The 18,959-nt window shown below is 59.6% G+C and carries 16 protein-coding genes and 1 pseudogene; 9 read left to right on the top strand and 8 right to left on the bottom strand.

All coding sequences use genetic code 11. From position 1 onward, the window contains the following. Position 1 precedes the first annotated feature (1 nt). The 3 genes from yidD to thrS all read left to right on the top strand — a co-directional run bounded on the left by yidD (position 2) and on the right by thrS (position 3,011). Positions 2-361, top strand: coding sequence for a membrane protein insertion efficiency factor YidD (gene yidD / locus QE453_RS17320; RefSeq protein WP_004442241.1), 360 nt, complete (start codon positions 2-4; stop codon positions 359-361). Continuing rightward, on the top strand, positions 358-882 hold the full coding sequence (locus tag QE453_RS17315; protein WP_037092531.1) for a DUF1697 domain-containing protein: 525 nt from the start codon (positions 358-360) through the stop codon (positions 880-882). Before yidD ends, QE453_RS17315 begins: the two co-directional genes overlap by 4 nt. Positions 883-1,007: 125 nt before the next feature. Then, positions 1,008-3,011, top strand: coding sequence for a threonine--tRNA ligase (thrS, locus tag QE453_RS17310; protein ID WP_004442234.1), 2,004 nt, complete (start codon positions 1,008-1,010; stop codon positions 3,009-3,011). Between the two features lie 215 nt (positions 3,012-3,226). Here thrS and QE453_RS17305 read toward each other — a convergent pair whose 3' ends face one another. Beyond that, positions 3,227-4,207: a hypothetical protein gene (locus QE453_RS17305; RefSeq protein ID WP_077986312.1), complete on the bottom strand. Its 981-nt coding sequence runs from the start codon at positions 4,205-4,207 to the stop codon at positions 3,227-3,229. 110 nt (positions 4,208-4,317) lie between these two features. Here QE453_RS17305 and QE453_RS17300 point away from each other — a divergent pair, with 110 nt between their 5' ends. The 3 genes and pseudogenes from QE453_RS17300 to QE453_RS17290 all read left to right on the top strand — a co-directional run bounded on the left by QE453_RS17300 (position 4,318) and on the right by QE453_RS17290 (position 6,777). Beyond that, the gene (locus QE453_RS17300) at positions 4,318-4,899 is read left to right on the top strand and encodes a nitroreductase (protein WP_309777572.1); all 582 of its coding nucleotides are present in this window, start codon (positions 4,318-4,320) and stop codon (positions 4,897-4,899) included. Next, complete coding sequence (locus tag QE453_RS17295; RefSeq protein WP_006698839.1) at positions 4,899-5,510, top strand: flavin reductase family protein; 612 nt, start codon at positions 4,899-4,901, stop codon at positions 5,508-5,510. The genes QE453_RS17300 and QE453_RS17295 overlap by 1 nt, the downstream gene beginning before the upstream one ends. Before the next feature lie 111 nt (positions 5,511-5,621). Further along, positions 5,622-6,777, top strand: a pseudogene (locus QE453_RS17290) (DUF2336 domain-containing protein). Positions 6,778-6,983: 206 nt separating this feature from the next. On the opposite strand, the gene QE453_RS17285 reads toward QE453_RS17290, so the two are convergent. Beyond that, positions 6,984-7,403: a hypothetical protein gene (locus tag QE453_RS17285; protein WP_004442223.1), complete on the bottom strand. Its 420-nt coding sequence runs from the start codon at positions 7,401-7,403 to the stop codon at positions 6,984-6,986. A gap of 107 nt (positions 7,404-7,510) precedes the next feature. Here QE453_RS17285 and QE453_RS17280 point away from each other — a divergent pair, with 107 nt between their 5' ends. Next, positions 7,511-7,966 carry a GNAT family N-acetyltransferase gene (locus tag QE453_RS17280; RefSeq protein WP_035210724.1) on the top strand — a complete coding sequence of 152 codons (456 nt, stop codon included), beginning with the start codon at positions 7,511-7,513 and terminating at the stop codon, positions 7,964-7,966. Between the two features lie 363 nt (positions 7,967-8,329). Here the strand turns inward: QE453_RS17280 and QE453_RS17275 are convergent, their stop codons facing one another. Then, the gene (locus QE453_RS17275) at positions 8,330-9,562 is read right to left on the bottom strand and encodes an AI-2E family transporter (RefSeq protein WP_006698841.1); all 1,233 of its coding nucleotides are present in this window, start codon (positions 9,560-9,562) and stop codon (positions 8,330-8,332) included. Positions 9,563-9,791: 229 nt separating this feature from the next. On the opposite strand from QE453_RS17275, the gene QE453_RS17270 reads away from it, so the two are divergent. Beyond that, on the top strand, positions 9,792-11,525 hold the full coding sequence (locus QE453_RS17270) for an ABC transporter ATP-binding protein (RefSeq protein ID WP_107327925.1): 1,734 nt from the start codon (positions 9,792-9,794) through the stop codon (positions 11,523-11,525). A gap of 16 nt (positions 11,526-11,541) precedes the next feature. Here QE453_RS17270 and QE453_RS17265 read toward each other — a convergent pair whose 3' ends face one another. Both QE453_RS17265 and QE453_RS17260 read right to left on the bottom strand, forming a co-directional pair. After that, positions 11,542-11,763 (bottom strand): hypothetical protein, encoded by a 222-nt coding sequence (locus tag QE453_RS17265; RefSeq protein ID WP_022556285.1) that lies wholly within the window; start codon positions 11,761-11,763, stop codon positions 11,542-11,544. Between the two features lie 126 nt (positions 11,764-11,889). Next, positions 11,890-12,255, bottom strand: coding sequence for a VOC family protein (locus QE453_RS17260; protein ID WP_004442206.1), 366 nt, complete (start codon positions 12,253-12,255; stop codon positions 11,890-11,892). A gap of 263 nt (positions 12,256-12,518) precedes the next feature. On the opposite strand from QE453_RS17260, the gene QE453_RS17255 reads away from it, so the two are divergent. Then, positions 12,519-13,844, top strand: coding sequence for an Nramp family divalent metal transporter (locus tag QE453_RS17255; protein WP_244404906.1), 1,326 nt, complete (start codon positions 12,519-12,521; stop codon positions 13,842-13,844). 6 nt (positions 13,845-13,850) lie between these two features. Here QE453_RS17255 and QE453_RS17250 read toward each other — a convergent pair whose 3' ends face one another. From QE453_RS17250 to QE453_RS17240, 3 genes are all read right to left on the bottom strand, one after another. After that, complete coding sequence (locus QE453_RS17250) at positions 13,851-14,183, bottom strand: DNA-binding transcriptional regulator (RefSeq protein ID WP_006698844.1); 333 nt, start codon at positions 14,181-14,183, stop codon at positions 13,851-13,853. Then, the gene (locus tag QE453_RS17245) at positions 14,173-14,451 is read right to left on the bottom strand and encodes a BrnT family toxin (RefSeq protein ID WP_004442197.1); all 279 of its coding nucleotides are present in this window, start codon (positions 14,449-14,451) and stop codon (positions 14,173-14,175) included. Before QE453_RS17245 ends, QE453_RS17250 begins: the two co-directional genes overlap by 11 nt. A 116-nt stretch (positions 14,452-14,567) precedes the next feature. Beyond that, positions 14,568-18,386 (bottom strand): vitamin B12-dependent ribonucleotide reductase, encoded by a 3,819-nt coding sequence (locus tag QE453_RS17240; RefSeq protein WP_244404908.1) that lies wholly within the window; start codon positions 18,384-18,386, stop codon positions 14,568-14,570. Between the last annotated feature and the right edge of the window lie 573 nt (positions 18,387-18,959).

Below are 18,959 nucleotides of genomic sequence, written 5' to 3'. Positions count from 1 at the left end.
CATGTGCGGCGAACCGGGCTGCCGGCACCAGCAAACCGAGGTGAAATCCGGGCGATCGCGTAACTGGACGGGCAGCTTTGCCAGGACGCCAGGACGGCTTTTCGGTGTCGGCTTTATCAGGCTTTATCAATTGACGCTTTCCGGCTTCATCGGAAACTCCTGCCGCCATATCCCCACCTGTTCGGAATATGGCTACGAGGCGATTGCCCGCCACGGGCTTTGGGCCGGCGGCTGGATGACGCTGTTTCGTGTGGCGCGCTGCGGACCGGGCGGCACAAGCGGTCTGGATCCGGTGCCGGAAGTACTTGATGGAAGCAGGCGCTGGTGGATGCCGTGGCGCTACTGGAGCCGACATCGATGAATGACTATGTGGCCCTGCTGCACAGCATCGTTCTCGGCGTGGGCAAGCGACTTATCATGGCCGATCTCAGGGCCATGGCGGAAGAGCTGGGATTTACCGACTGCAGGACGCTTGTCGCGACCGGAAATCTTGTTTTTCGCGCTGAAGCGACACCTGTTCGCGAGATTGAGGACAGGCTGGAGCGCGCCTTCGAAGATCGCTTCGGCAAACATGTCGATATTCTCGTTCGTTCCGGCGGCGACTGGCTGAAGCTGGCGGCGGACAATCCCTTCGCCAAGGGCAATCCGCCGGATGTCTGCGTGCGGGTGATGCGTGAACCGCTTGGCGAAGGTATCCTTGGATTTCTCGATAAGTATCGCCGACAGGAGACGATCGCCGTGATCGGCGGTGACTTGTGGATCGATTTCAAGGGCAAACCGAGCGAGAGCAGGCTGCTGTCTGCGCTGACCACAAGAAGGCTCGGTATAGGCACGACCCGCAACGCCAACACGGTCAATGGTCTCGCGGAAATGCTTCGCTGAGCGGCCTTCACCTTTGACTGCAATGGCAAAAGCCTTTATCAGCCTGCGTGCCCGCCTGTCGCGGGCAAATCATTATTCCAACACCACCCGCATTCGTTGGCGGGACTGGACAGGAGCACTAAACGATGTCTGAAGCCGTTTCCCTTACATTTCCCGATGGTTCCGTCCGCAGCTACGCCCCCGGCACGACCGGCCGCGAGGTTGCCGAATCCATCTCCAAATCGCTCGCCAAGAAAGCCGTCGCCATAACGCTTGATGGCACCCTGCGCGATTTGTCCGACACCATCACCGATGGCAAGATCGAGATCGTCACGCGCGAAGACAAGCGTGCACTTGAGCTCATCCGCCACGATGCCGCCCACGTCATGGCCGAGGCCGTGCAGGAACTGTGGCCCGGCACGCAGGTGACGATCGGCCCTGTTATCGAGAACGGCTTCTATTACGACTTCGCCAAGAACGAGCCCTTCACGCCGGAAGATCTGCCGAAGATCGAAAAGCGCATGAAGGAAATCATTCAGCGCAACAAGCCGTTTACCCGTGAAGTCTGGTCGCGTGAAAAGGCCAAGGAAGTCTTCGCCGCCAAGGGCGAGAATTACAAGGTCGAGCTGGTCGATGCGATTCCGGAAGGTCAGGACCTGAAGATCTATTATCAGGGCGACTGGTTCGATCTTTGCCGTGGCCCGCATATGGCTTCCACCGGCCAGATCGGCACTGCCTTCAAACTGATGAAGGTGGCCGGCGCCTATTGGCGCGGCGACAGCAACAATGCAATGCTGTCACGCATCTATGGCACCGCCTGGGCGACGCAGGAGGAGCTCGATAATTACCTTCACGTTCTGGCCGAAGCCGAAAAACGCGACCACCGCCGTCTCGGCCGCGAAATGGACCTATTCCATTTCCAGGAAGAAGGTCCGGGCGTCGTGTTCTGGCACGGCAAGGGCTGGCGCATGTTCCAGACGCTGACGGCCTATATGCGCCGGCGGCTCGCCAACACCTATCAGGAAGTCAACGCGCCGCAGGTGCTCGACAAGTCGCTGTGGGAAACCTCCGGTCACTGGGGCTGGTATCAGGAAAACATGTTCGCGGTGAAATCCGCCCATGCCTTTACCCATCCCGATGACGAGGAAGCCGATCAGCGCGTCTTTGCGCTCAAGCCGATGAACTGCCCCGGTCACGTGCAGATTTTCAAGCATGGCTTGAAGTCTTACCGCGAAATGCCGGTTCGTCTTGCTGAATTCGGCAATGTGCACCGTTATGAAGCGTCCGGCGCTTTGCACGGCCTGATGCGTGTTCGTGGCTTCACGCAGGATGATGCGCATGTCTTCTGCACGGAAGAGCAGATGGCGGCGGAATGCCTGCGGATCAACGATCTGATCCTTTCCGTCTACGAAGATTTCGGCTTCAGCGAAATTGTCGTCAAGCTCTCCACGCGCCCGGAAAAGCGCGTTGGTTCCGACGATCTGTGGGATCGCGCCGAAAGCGTGATGATGGAGGTTCTGAAGACCATCGAGGAGCAGTCGGAAGGACGCATCAAGACCGGCATCCTGCCGGGTGAGGGTGCCTTCTACGGACCGAAGTTCGAATATACCCTGAAGGACGCCATCGGCCGCGAATGGCAGTGCGGCACGACGCAGGTGGACTTCAACCTGCCTGAGCGTTTCGGCGCCTTCTATATCGACCAGAACTCGGAAAAGACGCAGCCGGTGATGATCCATCGCGCCATATGCGGCTCGATGGAGCGCTTCCTAGGGATCCTGATCGAGAACTTCGCCGGTCACATGCCGCTGTGGTTCGCACCGCTCCAGGTCGTGGTCGCGACGATCACCTCTGATGCGGATGATTATGGTCGTGAGGTTGCGGAAGCGCTGCGCGAAGCGGGCATGGCGGTCGAGACCGACTTCCGCAACGAAAAGATCAACTACAAGATCCGCGAGCACTCGGTGACCAAGGTTCCTGTCATCATCGTCTGCGGCCGCAAGGAAGCGGAAGAGCGCACCGTCAACATCCGCCGTCTCGGCTCGCAGAACCAGACATCGATGTCGCTTGAGGAGGCAATCACCAGCCTCGTGGACGAAGCGACGCCGCCGGATGTGAAGCGCAAGCTTGCGGCGAAGAAGCAGGTTGCCTAATAACAGTTACGGCCCCTTCGGGGGCCGTTTTGTTTGTGGGGATGTGCGGGTGATTTCACTGCCAAAGGCGACGCATTCACCTCCGTCACCCTGGACTAGATCCGGGGTCCAGCACGATCAAGTCCTTGATCGCGAAAGACTCTCTTCACGACGACAGACGCGTCGTCGCTGGATGCCGGATCAAGTCCGGCATGACGGATGGATGTGGGTGACGCCTACTCGAAATCCCCGGACATCTCTTCCGGCGCCTGATCCTTCATCAGCACTTCCACATCCGAATCCCGGCCGGCGGTTACCTTGAAGTTGCGCTGGTAGACCTTGTCCTTGTTGCGGGCGATGGCGGTATATTCGCCTTCGGCCAGCACCATGGTCGAAAAGGCGCTGACGCTTTCATTGACAACGTCACCGCCGCCGTTCAGCACCGACCAGGCCGTATCGGCAATGGCTTCGCCGCCCGCTTCGGATACCAGCTTGAGGGTGATCTGTGCCGCCCGGTGCTGAAGGGTCGCTTCGGTAAGCTTGCCGGCTTCCACCTGGATATCGGCGCGCACGGAGGCGTTGGCGTTACCGTATTGGGAAACGACGTGATATGTGCCGGCATTGAGGCGCACGATGGTGTTCGGTTTAATGTCTTCCATAACCAGCCCGCGTTCGCCATCCGGACGGGCGTCGGAGGAATAGATAGAGAATTTCAGCTGGTTGGCGGAAATCTGCTTGTCGGACCCTGCAACGGCGTTCAGCACGAAACCACCGGCATCGAGAATCAGCACCTGTTTCTGGACGCTGCCGGAGGCAGGCACGTTGAGCTTCTTGGTGACACCTGCGCGGCCGAAAGCGACGTTGACGAAATATTCGCCCGGCACCAGATGGAATTCCGCCGAGCCGCCCTCTGAGCTTGCCAGCATCGGCAATTTACCGTCGGTGCCGGGGATGGGGCTGAATACGCGCCAGGACAGGCCTTCCTTCACCGCTTCGCCTTCGCCGGTCAGCTTGGCTTCCATGACTATGTCGCGGGCGGTGCTAGTCGGCGCGTTGGGGGCGGAGGGAGCGGTGAAAGCATTGAGTTTCGGCATTTTCGGCGTGCCGCCGAGTTGCTTGAAGTCCTTGAAGGCGTCCTGCGAAAAAGCAGCTTGCGATAACAGGCCAAGCGCGGCACATGCAATGCTCAGACGCGCCGCGATTTTGATTGCCGACATTTTCGATACCGATTGACTTCTTGATTTTCCCGGATCACTTCAAAACCAATGCCGTGGCTATTTCAAGGCCCATGTTTTTGCGATGACAGCAGAATGGAAGATTATTGATCATGACAAGTGATATCAAGCTCCTCGATTACCTCAGGGTTCGCCGTTCCACGCCGGCCCTGCAACTTGCCGAGCCGGGACCTTCGAAGGCGGAAATTGAAGATATCCTGCGGCTCGCCGTGCGCGTGCCTGACCATGGTAAGCTTGCGCCGTGGCGTTTCGTGGTTTTCCGCGGCGAGGAGCGCGTACGTCTCGGTGAAACGGCGCTTCGGATCGCACTCGAAAAGAACCCGGACCTCGACCTGCAGCAGCAGGAAGCCGAGCGCACCCGCTTCACCCGCGCACCCGTCGTCATTGCCGTCATCAGCACTGCAAAGCCGCATTTCAAGATTCCGGAGTGGGAACAGATCATGTCGGCCGGCGCGGTGTGCCTCAATCTCATCTTCGCAGTCAATGCCAGCGGTTTCGCAGCGAACTGGCTGACGGAATGGCTCGCTTTCGATCCGGCCTTTCTCGCGGAAATCGACGTCGATGCGGCGGAGAAGGTCGCCGGGTTCATTCATGTCGGTTCGACGACATTCCCGCCGGTGGAACGGCCTCGGCCGGAGCTTGCCGATGTCGTCACCTGGGTTGGGGACGTCTGATGTTCTACACCACGGACACCAACCAGCACGGCCTGCCGCATGATCCGTTCAAGGCCATCGTCGCGCCGCGCCCGATCGGCTGGATCGGCTCGAAGGGCAGGGAAGGTTCCCTCAACCTCTCGCCCTATTCCTTCTTCAACGCGATTTCGGACCGGCCGAAGCTCGTGATGTTCTCCTCCAGCGGCAGGAAGGACAGTCTGCGCAATGTCGAGGAGACCGGCGTCTTTACCGCCAATCTCGTCAGCCGCCATCTGGTAGACCGGATGAATGCGTCTTCTGCACCCGTCGCTTATGATGTCGATGAATTCGCCCTTGCCGGTCTTACCGCTGTCGATGGCCGCGTGGTGGATGCGCCTTTTGTGGGTGAGGCACTGGCGGTTCTCGAATGCCGGGTAACCCAGATTCAGCAGCTCAGGGACATTGAAGGCGAGCCAGCGGATTCCTGGATGGTCATCGGTCAGGTCATGGCGATCCACATCGACGAAACGATCATTCGCGACGGGCGCATCGACATGGGACTTGCCCGTCCAGTGGCGCGCATGGGCTATATGGATTACTGCGATGGCGGCAGCGATGTATTCCAGCTGCAGCGCCCCTCTACTGCGCCGTAAATATAGGCCTTCTTCGGGGAGGGTTAATTTTTATGGTGAACCAAACGTAAACCATTTGCGCCTAGAGTTTTATACATGGTGGCGGCGATGATGCCGCCATCCATTGTATGAATGTGTTTCGAGGCTCAGGTGATCGTACAGGCATTTCTTCGCTGGTCTGAAAAGGCTGGATCGACCGAGCGGGCGAATGCCGCCAATGCTCTCGGCCGTGCCTATCTGCATTCCGGCATGGCGCGCGAAAACCGCGATGCCGCCTATATGGCGATGACCTATCTTCTCGACGATCCTTCGCCGCGCGTGCGGCTGGCGCTTGCCGAAGCGCTTGCGGACGCCCATGATGCGCCGCGCGCCATTATCGTTTCCCTTGCCGAAGACCAGCCGGAAATCGCCTGCACGATAATCGCCCGTTCGCCGGTTCTGGCCGAGGCCGATCTGGTCGATCTGGCGGGGCGTGGTGAAAGCTTGACCCGCGCGCTCATCGCCGCCAGGCCCGGCCTGCCGCGCGGGGTCTGCGCCGCACTCGCGGAAGTTGGCGACCTGCCCGAAACCACCATCCTGCTAGAAAATGACGAAGCCTTCATCACACCGTTTTCGCTCCGGCGCATCGCCGAACGTCACGGTTGCGACGCCGATATCCGTGATCTCCTGCTCCGCCGCGAGGCCTTGCCTGCCGATGCGCGTCATCTGCTCGTGGGCCGCGTGAGCGAGGCTCTTGCGGATTCCGCGCTGGTTCATGCACTGATCACGCGCAACCGCGCCGACAGTCTTTTCCGCGAAGCGGAAGATTCCGCCACCATCCTGATCGCATCGAGCGTTTCCTCGCCGGAACTGCCGGCACTGGTGGAGCATCTGCGCCAGAGGCTGGAGCTGACGCCCGCGTTGCTCATCCATGCCGTCTGTTTCGGGCCGGCTTGAGTTCTTCACGGCGGCCATGGTCAATCTCTCCGGTCTTGATGACCGCAAGGTGCGCGCCATTCTGGCCACGGGCCGGCCGCATGCGCTGAAGGCGCTGTTCCAGTCCATTGGTCTGTCGGGCGACGTCGTTGACGTCTTCATCGAAGCGACGCTGATGTGGCGCCGTGCCGCCCGCTCGCAGCTTCCTGAGGCGGCCGCCTCCGTCTCCGCCGAACTGCTGTCGCATTTCCGTAACGTGAGCGGTTCCGAAACGCTGTTCGAACTGTTGCACGCGGTGCGCAAGCTGAGCATTGCGGAAGAACGGCAGAAGGCGAGATATTATGCGCAGGCGCTGGCGGTGGAGGCGGCGTGAGGTCGGGTTAATTTTCGGCTGATACAAATCGCATGAGTATCATAATTTTCCCGGAGGGGGCATCCTCTCATCCTCATCCCCGTGCTTGTCACAGGAATCCAGTCAGCCCAAGTCCTTGGGCTGGAAGGACTCTCTCCGCCGCGGAGACGCGCGTCGCTGGATTCCTGTGACAAGCACAGGAATGAGGGAAGATCGATTGCCCGCAATCACTTATCGAACCGTTTGGCAATCCATGAATAGCTGTTTTCGACCATCCTCACAGGCGTTCCAAGGAAGTGCTTTATGCCTTCGGTGGAAGGAAGGACGCGGCTGACGCGGCCGATCGCCTGTTTGGTGAGACTTTCCTCTTCTTTCGGCGTCACTTCCGCCGTGGCCTGCTGGGCATCGGCCGGTGCTGGAGTGCCGGACTGCGTGCCGGCCGTTTGCGGGCTCTGTTCACCCGGTGTCTGGCACACGGCCACGACCACCGGATAGGACGCGTTCGCAAAACGCTCCAGCTCCTTTTCCGACACAGCGTCGCACAGTTCGATGCTCGTCCACCGCTGTTGCGAGGTGGCGAGGTAATGGCAATCGGTGGCGCTGTCGTCGCAACCGAGAAAGGTCATGAGAACGAGGGCTGTTTTCATGGTGTGTGTTGCCTCTGTCGGGAATTATGCTCTAGAAACTCATCTATCCCGATTGCAGTGACATTACGACGAAATACGCATTTTTTTGAGAGAAGGCAGGCATCGCATTGGCCATCGAAATCAAGCTTGAGACACCCCGTCAGGACGCGGTTCTGCGCCTCATCGACCTTTCCAATTCCTATATGGCGTCGCTTTACCCCGCAGAAAGCAATCATCTGGTCGATATCGGCGCGCTTGAGAAGGATAATGTCTCTTTTTTCGTGGTGCGGCAGGGTAGCCGCGTGGTCGGCTGCGGGGCGCTGGTGGAAGCGGGCGATGGCACGGCTGAGGTCAAGCGCATGTTCGTCGATCCGGAGGCGCGGGGTCTGCGCATCGGCAAGCTGATCATGGATACGCTCATCGCGCGTGGTGAGGAGCTTGGCCTTTCTGCCATTCGTCTCGAAACCGGCATCAGCCAGCCGGAGGCGATAGGGCTTTACCGCAAGGCGGGTTTCGTGGAGATCGAGGCTTTTGCGCCCTATAAGCCTGATCCGCTCAGCCTCTTCATGGAGAAGGTGCTTTAAGTCGGCGGTAGAGGTTCGCGGCCGCTTTGCGGTGTCCAAAACGAAGGAATTCACGCGACATGAAACGCAGCGCGAGCGACGGATCGCGCCAAACACCCAACGTCATCCTCGGTGTGTCACGAGGATCTGCATCCGAGTGATTTATCTGACGTGAGGATGACGGCGATGGTGCATTTCCCGCTCTCCATCCGTTTCAGACCTGAATGAAGACTTAGAACTAACAATGATCGCAACGCGCCGAGGATCAGGTCCCGTACCGGAGAAGCGATAGTTGCGGATGCGCAACGAGGCCGAGCATGGGCGGATGCGAGGTTTGCGGATATCTGTCGTTACCGCAGCTGCGGCGTCTGGCGCAGGCTTCAATCAGAAAGCGGCCTTCCGAAACGCCGTCGTTTCCTCGCTATTGTCCTCGAGCACGGCGACCTCGTCCAAGGCGTCACCCTGCGCAGGAGGCGGTGTCGGAGCTTCGGCGGCCGCGGAAAGTTCGACCTCACGCACCCATTCGCGCCAGATCGCGACCAGAAGCGCCATCAGCACCGGGCCGATGAAGAGGCCGAGGAAACCCATGGTCTTGACGCCGCCGACGAGGCCGAAAAACGTCGGCAGGAATGGCAGCTTGATGGGCCCGCCGACGAGTTTCGGGCGGATGGTTTTGTCAACGATGAAGAGTTCCACCGAACCCCAGACAAATAGGGCCAACCCGTGGGCGGGCGAGCCGCTGGCGACCAGATAGATCGACACCAGCGTGAATGACAGAGGCGCACCGCCCGGAATGAGGGCCATGACGCCTGTCAGCACGCCGAGCGTGACGGGCGAGGGGACACCGGCGATCCAGTAGGCGATGCCGAGGATGATGCCTTCGCCGATGGCGATCAGCGTCATGCCGGTGACCGTGGAACTGATCGTGGCGGGCACGACGCGGGAAATGCGCTCCCACCGCGTCGGCAGGATGCGCTCGCCGACCAGATCGACCTGACGGGTGAAACCGGCCCCGTTACGATAGACGAAGAACAGCGCGATCAGCATGAACAGCAACGTCAGCACGAGATGGAACGCGCCATTGCCGGCGGCGAGGATCGCCCTGTAGATATTGCCGATATTGGCGCCGCTGACGAGCTGGATCACTTCACCGATGGCGCCCGGCGTGCCGATATATTTCACCCATTGTTCGCCAAGCCATGGGCCGACGGCGGGAAGGGCGGCGATCCAGTCCGGCACGGGGGCGCCGGTCTTGTTGACATGCACTGCCCAGCCGAACCATTCGCGGATTTCGCTGGCCGTGTAGGAAGCGGCGATGAAGATCGGGACGACAAGGAAGGCGAGGATGAGAATGATGGCGATGGTGGCGCCGAGCGTGGTGTTGCCGCCCACCTGCCGAAGAAGCCGTGTATAGACCGGCCAGCTGGCGAAACCGATGACAAGGGCGGCGAGAACCGGAACCAGGAAGCCGTGGAAGAAGTAGATGCCGGCCAGGGCAACGAGAACGAGCAGCCAGCGCGCAGCCGAAATGGGCGGGATCAGGGCGATCCGCGTCGGGCTGGCCGGACCAAGCCATCTCGGTTCGCCACTCTGCTTACGGCTGTCATTCTTACTCACGGCAGGCTCTTTCTCGCATTCTCCCCGAAGGGTGCATTCACTCTGTCACACCGATACATATAAGTGCAATATAATCGGATCACATTACCGTTGTGTGTTTATTGCTGAACCTATTGAACGATTTTGGTAAAAATAGAACATCGGTCTTGGCGCGCGCATTGAAATATGACAATTGAACTCCGTTTTTCTTGCGGCGTAAGGTTGCCGCGCCCGATCTCCAGGTCACGCCATGCTCCGCCGCTTCTTCGCCTATTATCGCCCCTATCGCGGTCTGTTCATTCTCGATTTTTCCTGCGCTGTCTTGTCGGGCGTACTGGAACTCGGCTTTCCGATGGCGGTGAAGGCCTTTGTCGACGTGCTGCTGCCGGGCGGTGAATGGGCGATCATCCTTGCGGCCTCTGTCGGGCTTCTGCTCATCTATGTGCTGAATACCGGGCTGATGGCGACTGTCACCTACTGGGGACACATGCTTGGGATCAATATCGAAACCGACATGCGCCGTCTGGCCTTCGATCATCTGCAAAAGCTTTCCTTCCGGTATTTCGACAACCAGAAGACCGGCCATCTGGTCGGGCGGCTGACCAAGGATCTGGAAGAGATCGGCGAGGTGGCCCACCATGGGCCCGAAGACCTGTTCATCGCCATCATGACCTTTATCGGCGCGTTCCTGCTGATGCTGTCGGTCAATGTGCCGCTGGCGCTCATCACCGCCGCCGTCGTGCCCGTCACCGCCTGGGTCACCAGCCGGTATGGCGGTCGCATGACGCAGAATTTTCGCGCGCTATACGGCCGTGTGGGGGATTTCAACGCCCGTATCGAGGAAAATGTCGGCGGCATGCGAGTGGTGCAGGCCTTTGCCAATGAGGATCACGAGAGGGCGCTGTTCGAAAAAGACAACCAGAAATACCGCCGCACCAAGCTTGACGCCTACAAGATCATGGCGGCCAGCACCTCGCTGAGCTACATGAGCATGCGGCTGACACAGATGATCGTGATGATCTGCGGCGCCTGGTTCGTTCTGAATGGCGACCTGACAGAAGGTGGCTTCGTCGGCTTCCTGCTGCTGGTCGGCGTGTTTTTCCGCCCGGTGGAAAAAATCAATTCGGTCATCGAGACCTATCCCAAGGGCATTGCCGGTTTCCGCCGGTTCACCGAGCTTCTCGACACCGCGCCCGATATTGTCGATGCGCCCGATGCGGTGGAAGCGCCGCTGCTGCGCGGCGATATCGAATACCGCCATGTGGGCTTCGGTTATGCCGAGGGCAAGCAGGTTCTCAGCAATATCGACCTGAAGATCAGCGCCGGCGAGACCGTGGCTTTCGTTGGCCCGTCGGGTGCGGGCAAGACGACGCTCTGCTCGCTGCTGCCGCGCTTTTACGATGTGACCAGCGGTGCGATCACCATTGATGGCGTGGATATCCGCAAGATGAAGCTCGCCTCGCTGCGCAACCAGATCGGCATCGTGCAGCAGGATGTCTTCCTGTTCGGCGGCACGATCCGTGAGAACATCGAATATGGACGGCTTGGCGCTTCGGATGCGGAGATCATGGATGCCGCTAGGCGCGCGCGGCTGGACGGCGTCATTGAGGCCATGCCGCTCGGGCTCGATACCGTCATTGGCGAACGTGGCGTCAAATTGTCCGGTGGGCAGAAGCAGCGTCTTGCGATTGCCCGCATGTTCCTGAAAAATCCGCCGATCCTCATTCTCGATGAGGCCACCTCGGCGCTCGACACGGAAACCGAGCGGGCCATCCAGCAATCGCTGACCGAGCTTGCCAAAGGCCGCACCACCCTCGTCATCGCCCATCGGCTGGCGACGATCCGCGATGCCTCGCGCATCGTGGTGGTCGACCAGAGCGGCATCGCCGAAACCGGCGCTCATGCCGAACTCCTGGCTGCCAAGGGCCATTACAGCCGTCTGCACGAGGCGCAGTTCAGCGGTCATCTCGCGGGCCTCAGCTGACCGGCCCGCAAGTCGCTCAGCCTTCTGCTGCCTGTTCTTCGACGATGCCGGGGTTTGCCTCCGGCTTGCCGGGATGGCTGCTGACGAGGTAACCCATGGCGACGGCGGCCGCGACGACGAAGAGCAGCAGGACGCCGCTGATCGTCATCAGCCATTCGCGGGGCTTTCTGTGCCCCATGATATAGTTCGGCCACCGGCCTGGATGGTTCACCACGTCGTTATTCCGGTGCTGTCGCATGAACTTCCCCAGATTTAAGCGTTTTGGTGAAAGATCAACGTCAGCGCTACCGCGACTGTTCCGTTTGTGCGGCGAACAGGTGATGACAAGGACGTGAGTCCGGTCATTCTGTCTTGGGAAGGCCGATCAGGCGGATTGAATGGCGATGCGGTTGCCCTCGCTATCGGAAATCTCCGCGACGAAGAGCGCATCATTCACCGCCGTTTTGGGAAATAGGAGCTCGCTTCCACCGGCAAGAGCTCTGGCAATAACATCATCCACATCAGCGACACTGAAATAGACGATCGCTCCATCTCGCGTCGGTACATAGGCCGGGCCTTCGGCAAGCGCGGCACTGGCGCCATTGCTGTTTTCGTCAAAAGGGAAATAGGCCATTCTGCTATCGTGGATCGCGACGATTTCGGCAAAGGGCACATCAAAAACCGCGCGATAGAAGCGGATCGCCCGATCAAGATCGGTCACGGGAATTTCGACATGGGCGACAATATTCATACGCTTCTCCTCAGCTGGACTGACGCACTTTCAAATTTCTGATGGCACCGATCTTTCTAGCGACGGCTGACATGGCGAGGCAATGGCGCGCGGTGTCAAGTAACCACATTGTCAATCGTCCAGCACCCGCGTGACTGGTCGCAGTGCCCGGAGAGGGCGCTAAGCACCACATGCGGCGTCAAAAGTCAGCTTGCGTCCTGCGTCTCTTTATGCGAATGATTTGCAATTGCATTAATCAGATTTCCGCTCAGAAAGCGCATAGTATGGAGAAGCCAGTCTTTGGATGGCGGCGAAACGGCGACGATCTCTCGTTGTCCGACGTTCACAGCTCTATCCGCGTCAAGCCGAATGCCGGCACGTTTCGGCGGGCCATGGCGTTTTTTGGGCCCGGCTATCTCGTTGCCGTCGGTTATATGGATCCCGGAAACTGGGCGACGTCGCTCGCCGGCGGCTCCAGGTTCGGCTATACGCTGCTAACGGTTGCGCTGGTCTCGAATATCATGGCGATCGTGCTGCAATCGCTCTGCGCCCGTCTTGCGATTGCCTCCGGCCGCGATCTCGCCCAAGCCTGCCGTGACGCTTATCCGAAACCGGTGGCCATGCTGCTGTGGCTGCTCGCCGAAATCGCCATCATCGCCACCGATATTGCCGAGGTGATCGGCACGGCCATCGGCCTCAACCTCATCTTCGGCATTCCGCTCGAAATCGGCGTTCTCATCACCGCGCTCGATGTGTTCCTGATCCTTTATCTGCAGAGGCTCGGCTTTCGCTGGGTGGAGGCGCTCGTCATCACGCTGCTTGGCGTCATTGCCGTGTGTTTCGCCATTCAGGTAGCGCTCGCCGACCCTGACTGGGGGCAGGTGATCCTTGCTTTTGCGCCGACGACCGAAATCGTCACCAATCCTGACATGCTCTATCTGGCGCTCGGTATTCTCGGCGCGACCGTCATGCCGCATAATCTCTATCTGCATTCCGGCATCGTGCAGACCCGCGAAATCGGCGAGACAATTGCCGAAAAGCGCGAGGCGCTGAAATTCGCGACCCTCGATTCCACCATCGCCCTGATGTTCGCGCTTCTCATCAACGCATCAATCCTCATTCTGGCGGCGGCGACCTTCAACAAGGCGGGGCAGACTAATGTCGCCGAACTCGGCGAGGCGCATAATCTGCTGGCGCCGCTGCTCGGCCTTGCGATTGCGCCGACGCTGTTCGGCGTGGCGCTTTTGTGCTGCGGCATCAATTCCACTGTCACGGCAACGCTTGCCGGCCAGATCGTGATGGAAGGGTTCCTCAAGATGCGGCTCGCCCCTTGGCTGCGCCGCCTCATCACCCGCGCCATCGCCATTATCCCCGCCGCCGGCGTGACCATCTTCTATGGCGATAGCGGTACGGGCGAACTGCTGATCCTGACGCAGGTGGTGCTCAGCCTGCAACTCTCCTTCGCCGTCTTCCCGCTCGTGATGTTTACCGGTGACAAGACCAAGATGGGCGAGTTGCGCTCACCGCTCTGGCTCTCAGGCTTCGCATGGCTGATCGCGGTGGTGATTGCGGCGTTGAATGTGAAGCTGCTGGTGGATTTTATCGGGTGAGGCGGGTCAGGCCGCGCCTTTACGGAGCGCGGCGGCCGTGCCCTCCGGGTCGACGGCGATGACCTTGAGATAAGCGCGGGCCGGCTGGTCCGGCTCGCTACGTCCCTGTTCCCAATCACGCAGGGTGCCGAGCGGAATATGATAACGCGCGGAAAACTCTTCCTGCGTCAGCTTCAGGGCCCGGCGAATGATCTTGATGCGCGGCATTCTGGGAGCCGCAGCAAGTTGCTCGGCAGAAAGCGGCGGATTGTCGGGGTCGGCAAGCGCATTCGCCTCCGCCTCTTCATCGGTCATGGCGTGAAGGCGGGCCCAGTCTGTTTGATCGATTTTACCAGCCATTGTCGTCGTATTCCTTGCGCTCCGCGCGTGTCGCCTTTCGTGCCGAGATGATGCGGATCACTTCGCTGCGTTCGGTATAGATCACAGTCAGAACCAATCCGTTGCCCAACCCCACTATACGTCGTCGGACTTCGCCGTAATTAGCCGAACGATCCTCGATATCCACGGCAAATGGATCCTCAAAAACCTTGCGGGCCGTTTCAAAGCTTACGCCATGTTTGGCGAGATTGGTTAAAGCCTTTCGATCATTCCACTCGAAAGATAACATTGTGGACTACGGGTTTCCAGTAGTGAAAGGGATAAAATATCAAAAGAAGAAGGGCTCTTTCATATCTGAAAGAGCCCTCAAGACTAGTAGTTTTTTGGTGGTGTCTAAGCTAACGCTCAGCTGCAACCGCTCGTCGCACCACAAGTATCGCACTTCTCGCAAGTGCCGTTCCGCACCATCGTGAAGTTCTGGCATTCCGAGCACATGTTGCCCGTATAGCCCTGTGCGATCGAGCGCATGCGGCGTTCGTTTTCGACCTTCTTGGCTTCCGTCTTGGCCGAAGCAGCGTCTGCGGCGGCCTTGTCGGAGAAGAGGGCGGTTGCCGTCTGCTGGGCTTCCTGGACGACCTCGTCGATCACTTCTTCGGCGATTTCTTCGGCCAGTTCCTTGGCGCGCTCTTCATAGTCCCGCTTGAAGGAGACGATTTCGGAGGTTGCGATGGCGACTGTCGGTTCCAGCTTGCGGGCGGCGGAGCCTGCAAAGGAGGTCACGTTGGCCGAGGCGCGGGCAGGGGCTGCCGTTGCCGATCCCTTGGGCTCGGAAGCGGTGCGTTCGCCGTCATTGCGGGACACGATGGTCGGCTTGTAACCGCGGGTCCAGCCGGTGGAAACGAGGTTGGTCTTGCCTTCCTGGATACCCTTGCCGAGCGCCGTGTTGGAGAAGTCGGACGTATCGACATGGGCGAGATCATGGCGGCCGAGATAAGAGACGGCGAGTTCGCGGAACACGTAGTCGAGGATCGACGTGGCGTTCTTGATCGCGTCGTTGCCCTGCACCATGCCGGCCGGTTCGAACTTGGTGAAGGTGAAGGCCTCCACATATTCTTCCAGCGGCACGCCATATTGCAGGCCAAGCGAAATGGCGATGGCGAAGTTGTTCATCATTGCGCGGAAGGCGGCGCCTTCCTTGTGCATGTCGATGAAGATTTCGCCGATGCGGCCATCACCGAATTCACCGGTGCGCAGATAGACCTTGTGACCGCCGACAGTTGCCTTCTGGGTGTAACCCTGACGGCGGTTCGGCAGCTTTTCACGCTCACGCGAGACACGCTCGATGACGCGCTCGACGATCTTTTCGGTGATCGTCACGGCCTGCTGTGCGGCGGGCTGCTGGATCAGTTCTTCGATCAGGTCTTCGTCGTCCTCATCTTCCACCAGCGACGCATTGAGCGGCTGGGAAAGCTTGGAACCATCGCGGTAAAGGGCGTTTGCCTTCAGCGCCAGCTTCCAGGAGAGCATGTAGGCTGCGCCGCAATCCTCAACCGTCGCATCGTTCGGCATGTTGATCGTCTTGGAGATCGCGCCCGAGATGAAGGGCTGTGCCGCCGCCATCATGCGGATATGCGATTCGACCGAGAGATAACGCTTGCCGATCTTGCCGCAGGGGTTGGCGCAATCGAAGACGGGCAGGTGCTCGTTCTTCAGGAACGGTGCGCCTTCCAGCGTCATCGCGCCGCAGACGTGAACGTTGGCCGCTTCGATGTCCTTCTTGCCGAAGCCGAGGTGCTCGAGCAGGTTGAAGCTCATGTCGGAGAGCTGCTCGTCGGAAACCTTCAGCGTTTCCTTGAGGAAGTCGGCGCCGAGCGTCCACTGGTTGAAGACGAACTTGATGTCGAAGGCGCTCTTCAGCGCGCCGTTGACGGCCTCGATCTTCTCATCGGTGAAGCCCTTGGCCTTCAGCGTCGAGGGGTTGATGCCGGGAGCCTGGTTGAGATTGCCATGGCCGACGGCATAGGCCTCGATCTCGGCGATCTGGCTTTCGGAGTAACCGAGCGACCGCAGCGCATCCGGAACGGCGCGGTTGATGATCTTGAAGTAACCGCCGCCTGCGAGCTTCTTGAACTTCACCAGCGCGAAATCGGGTTCGATACCGGTCGTGTCGCAATCCATCACGAGGCCGATCGTGCCTGTCGGCGCGATAACGGTGGTCTGGGCGTTGCGGTAGCCGTGCTTTTCGCCAAGTTCCAGCGCCTTGTCCCAGGCGGCTGTTGCGTGGGCGATCAGGTCCTGATCCGGGCAGTCGCCATGGACGAGTGCGACCGGGTTGACCGACAGGCCCTCATAACCTTCCGACTGGCCAAGGGCGGCGCGGCGGTGGTTGCGGATGACGCGCAGCATGTTTTCGCGGTTCGGCGCAAAGCCCGGGAAGGGGCCAAGCTCACCGGCCATTTCGGCCGAGGTGGCATAGGACACGCCGGTCATGATGGCGGTGAGCGCACCGGCAATGGCGCGGCCTTCGGCGCTGTCATAGGGAATGCCCGAGGACATCAGGAGGCCGCCGATATTGGCGTAACCGAGGCCAAGCGTGCGGTACTCATAGGAGAGTTCGGCGATCTGGCGCGAGGGGAACTGCGCCATCATGACGGACACTTCGAGCACGACGGTCCAGAGGCGAACGGCGTGTTCATAATCGGCGATATCGATGCGCTTCGTCGCCTGATCCTTGAACTGCAGAAGGTTCAGCGAGGCGAGGTTGCAGGCCGTGTCGTCGAGGAACATGTATTCCGAGCACGGGTTGGAGGCGCGGATCGGGCCGGCCGCCGGCGAGGTGTGCCAGTCGTTCATCGTCGTGTTGAAGTGCAGACCCGGATCGGCAGACGCCCAGGCGGCTTGGGAAATCTTTTCCCAGAGGTCGCGGGCCTTCAGCGTCTTCATGACCTTGCCGTCCTTACGGGCGGTAAGGTTCCAGTCACCGTCATTTTCGACAGCGCGCAGGAAATCGTCCTTCAGCGAGACGGAGTTGTTGGAGTTCTGGCCCGACACCGTGAGGTAGGCTTCCGAATCCCAGTCCGTGTCATAGGTCTTGAACTGGATGTCCTTGTAACCCTGCTCGGCGAACTGGATGACGCGCTTGACGTAGTTTTCCGGCACCATGTCCTTCTTGGCGGCGCGGATTTCGCGCTTCAGGGCAGGGTTCTTGGCCGGGTCGAAGCAATCGCCGTTGTCAGCTTCGCAGTTGACGCAGGCCTTCATGATCGCCTTCAGGTGCTTGGCGACGATCTTGGAACCGGTGACGAGAGCGGCAACCTTCTGCTCCTCGTTCACCTTCCAGTCGATATAGGCTTCGATATCGGGGTGGTCGGCATCAACGACGACCATCTTCGCTGCGCGGCGGGTCGTGCCGCCGGACTTGATGGCGCCGGCTGCGCGGTCACCGATCTTGAGGAAGCTCATCAGGCCTGACGATTTGCCGCCGCCGGAGAGTTTTTCGCCTTCGCCACGCAGATAGGAGAAGTTGGAGCCAGTGCCGGAGCCGTATTTGAACAGGCGCGCTTCACGCACCCACAGGTCCATGATGCCGCCTTCATTAACGAGGTCGTCCTCAACGGACTGGATGAAGCAGGCATGCGGCTGCGGATGTTCGTAAGCGGACTTAGACTTTGTCAGCTTGCCGGTGAAGGGGTCGACATAAAAGTGGCCCTGCCCGGGACCATCAATGCCATAGGCCCAGTGCAGGCCGGTGTTGAACCATTGCGGGGAGTTGGGGGCAACACGCTGGGTGGCGAGCATATAGGCAAGCTCGTCGCGGAAGGCGAGGGCATCTTCTTCGGACGAGAAATATTTGCCCTTCCAGCCCCAATAGGCCCAGGTGCCGGCCAGGCGATCGAAAACCTGGCGTGCATCGGTCTCGGAGCCGTAGCGCTCGGCTTCCGGAACATCCTTCAGCGCCTTTTCATCGGGCACGGAGCGCCAGAGGAAGGAAGGAACGTCATTTTCCTCAACCTTCTTCAGGAACTTCGGCACGCCGGCCTTGCGGAAATATTTCTGCGCCAGAACGTCGGTGGCAACCTGGCTGAACTGCGCGGGAACGTCGATGTCAGCCAGACGGAACACGATGGATCCATCCGGGTTCTTGATTTCACTGACGGCCTTGCGGAAGTCGATCTCCGCATAAGGCGATTGGCCGGGCTTCGTGAAGCGGCGTTCAATGCGCATGGTTTCTGTCCTCGTCCATTGGGCGCCCGGTGAAGGGCGCAAAAATTCGTTCCAGCCGTGCGATGCCTTCGCGCAGCCGGTTGTTGCCGATCTGATGGGATGTTCATCCTTGGATGTCATCCCTGTATCTCGTGTTTAAGATGGCTGCAAGCCTACTATATATAGTATTAACACATTCTTGCTGCCAGTCCCCGCGTAATGTTTTTGGCGGTTCCGAAGGCGCAGAAAAGCCATCGGCGAACCGCCCCCTCATGGCCGGGACGCCGTCTGGACGTGCGCGCTAAAGATGGAGAAGAACCGGCCTCGTTACTTTCCGGTTCGTTGCCGCCGCAACATATTTGTCACTTTCCTCTCGCGGCACAGATTCGTCAAGCCATAGATTGAAACCCATTTTTAACCACAAGATATTGTGTGGAGTGCCTGTGGAAAACGGGGATAGGGAAAGCTCTCAGAAAAATCAGTGACTTGGCGGAAAAATTTGAAGCTTGCGCGAGGCTGGTTTCCGCAACGGAAAGGCAAAACCCCGCATTTCCGGGGTGAGGCATAATGGCGACACTGCGGTTTTTCCGTGTT

Source organism: Agrobacterium sp. SORGH_AS_0440 (genome assembly GCF_031453135.1).
In the GTDB taxonomy this organism is placed as follows: domain Bacteria; phylum Pseudomonadota; class Alphaproteobacteria; order Rhizobiales; family Rhizobiaceae; genus Agrobacterium; species Agrobacterium pusense.
The sequence above is the reverse complement of the archived record's forward strand: the minus strand, read 5'-3'. Positions and strand labels throughout refer to the sequence as shown.